The 2,015-nt window shown below is 72.1% G+C and carries 2 protein-coding genes; both read right to left on the minus strand.

The window, feature by feature from the left end; all coding sequences use genetic code 11:
* Positions 1 to 234: 234 nt before the first annotated feature.
* Positions 235 to 1,056, minus strand: a complete 822-nt coding sequence (locus tag ACFU99_RS41845) for a GNAT family N-acetyltransferase (RefSeq protein ID WP_384403537.1) — start codon at positions 1,054 to 1,056, stop codon at positions 235 to 237.
* A gap of 276 nt (positions 1,057 to 1,332) precedes the next feature.
* Positions 1,333 to 1,983 carry a LysR substrate-binding domain-containing protein gene (locus tag ACFU99_RS41850; protein WP_384403540.1) on the minus strand — a complete coding sequence of 217 codons (651 nt, stop codon included), beginning with the start codon at positions 1,981 to 1,983 and terminating at the stop codon, positions 1,333 to 1,335.
* Positions 1,984 to 2,015: the final 32 nt, after the last annotated feature.

The raw sequence follows: 2,015 nt of genomic DNA on the forward strand, positions 1-2,015 counted from the left end.
GACATGGGGGGCTCTCATCAGTCGAATCAGGTGGATCGGCAGGTAGGTCGGCAGGTCTTTTTTCGGCAGGTCTTTCGGCAGGTCTTTCGGCAGGTGGAGCCGGCAGCCGAGGGAAGCCGCAGCCCCGCTGGGAGACGGAGCGGAGGCATGGCTGAGTGCGGCCAGAGGGCGTGGCAGTTGGGGGGGCTCTGGTCGGGTCGGCCGGATCCGCCGGAGGGGCAGGCGGGGCCGGGCTCAGGAGTCGGCGGGGAGTCTCAAGTCGACGCTGTCGTCCAACTGGTGGAAGCCGACGCGCTCGAACATCCGGCTGGACCGGACGTTTCCGGCGGTCACCGTCGCCCCCAGGCCGGACAGCCCGTACTCGGCCGCCGAGGTGAGCGCGTACCGGAGCATCGCGGCGCCCAGTCCGCGCCCGCGCGGCGTGGGGTCTCTGAAGATCTGGGTGATCCAGGGCCGTTCCAGGAGGTGGACGGCGAGCACCGCGGCGGGGCCCTCGTCGTCCACGGCCACCGCGCTGAAGGGCAGCGTCGGGCCCAGCAGTTCACCGCGCCACAGGCTCGTGAGGGTCGCCAGTCCGTCGTCCGCGTGCGCGTAACGCGCCCGGTCGGGGTGGCCGGAGGCGTACGCGGCCAGCCACAGGTCCCGCAGACTCTCCGCGGGCGTCTCGGCGACGGGGCGCAGGCTGAGCGGGGCCGGGACGGCGGGGTGCGGCCATCGCGGGTCGGGAGGGCGTACGGACAGGTCCCAGCCGTAGCGGTGGGCCCGCCGCAGAACGTCGGCTCCCGCCTCGGCGAGCGGGGCGGCCACGCTGTCGTCGGTGACCACCAGCCAGCCGGGCAGTTCCCGCAGCAGCAGAGCGGCCGCTTCCGCGGGCGTCCCGGACTCGACCCGTACAGCGGTGGCGCGGGGACTCCCCCGCCACTGCCCGGCGCGGAAGCTGACGCGCGTCGATCCGCCCGCGGACCGCAGTGACGTACGGGGCTCCGGGTCCGGCGAACCGGTCATCGTCTCCGTTCCGTCCTGCCGCCGTACTCCGCGTTCGAGGTCCTGCTCCACACCGCTCCCTGACTCCGTGTTCTGTGCGGGGCCGCCGAATCGGCTGCGCCGTCGAATTCGCTGTGCCGCCGGATCCGCTGCGCTGCCGAATCCGTCGTGCTGCTGAAACCGTCGTGCTGCTGATTTCGCTGCTCGGCGGGGGTTCGGGCCGGCCCGCGCTCAGCATCACATTCACAGGCCACACACTTCAAACGATCTTGAAAAACCGGAAACCCGGTCCCCGGCCCCGCGATTGAGGGCCCAGGAAGCCGACCTGGGGCGGCAGTTAGGGAGATGTCAGGAGACGTCGGGAGGTGCTGGGAGAAGCCAAGCGACAGCCGCGATTCGGGACGTACGCCATCGGCGAACAGCCACGTTCCGGGACGTACCCACTGACGCGCAGAAGTGGTTGAGCGATGAATCGTCAAGCGGCGACCGTGACCGCGGGCGCGCGTCATTGGCCGAAAGGCATGGTTGAGCCGTGGTTCGGGGCGGGTGCGACGGCGGACCGACAGGGCGGTTCGGCCGATGGTGAACGGCGTTCCGCACGCCACCCCGGCCGCCTGCGCTCCGAGCCTGGTTGATCATCACGCGTCGCTGCCCCCTACTGGTCGCCGCCCTTCCTGATCGCCGCCCCTTACTGGCCGCCGCTCCGCCGCTCGCTCCAGCGCGTCGCGAAGTCGCGGAAGCGGCGGCCGTGGGCCGGTCCCGGCGCCAGAGCAGACCGACGCCGCGGAAGGCGTCGGGCTCGGCGAGCGGAACCAGCCGCACGTCGGGCCTCGGCGGGGCGGCGCCGCTCCCGGCCGGGACGACCGACACCCCGAGTCCGCTGCCGACCAGGCCCACGATGGTGGCGACTTCACCCGCCTCCAGGGCCACCGCGGGCGTCACCCCCGCCCGGTGGAAGATCTGGCAGGTGATCTCGCGCAGCCCGGTGGACTGGCGCATGATGATCAGCCGTTCGTCGGCCAGATCGGTCA

The organism is Streptomyces sp. NPDC057654 (assembly GCF_042800135.1).
Taxonomy (GTDB): Bacteria; Actinomycetota; Actinomycetes; order Streptomycetales; family Streptomycetaceae; genus Streptomyces.

Coding starts and splice junctions, on each gene's coding strand:
- ACFU99_RS41850 (WP_384403540.1), bottom strand. CDS start 1,983: ATGCGCCAGTCCACCGGGCTGCGCGAGATCACCTGCCAGATCTTCCAC.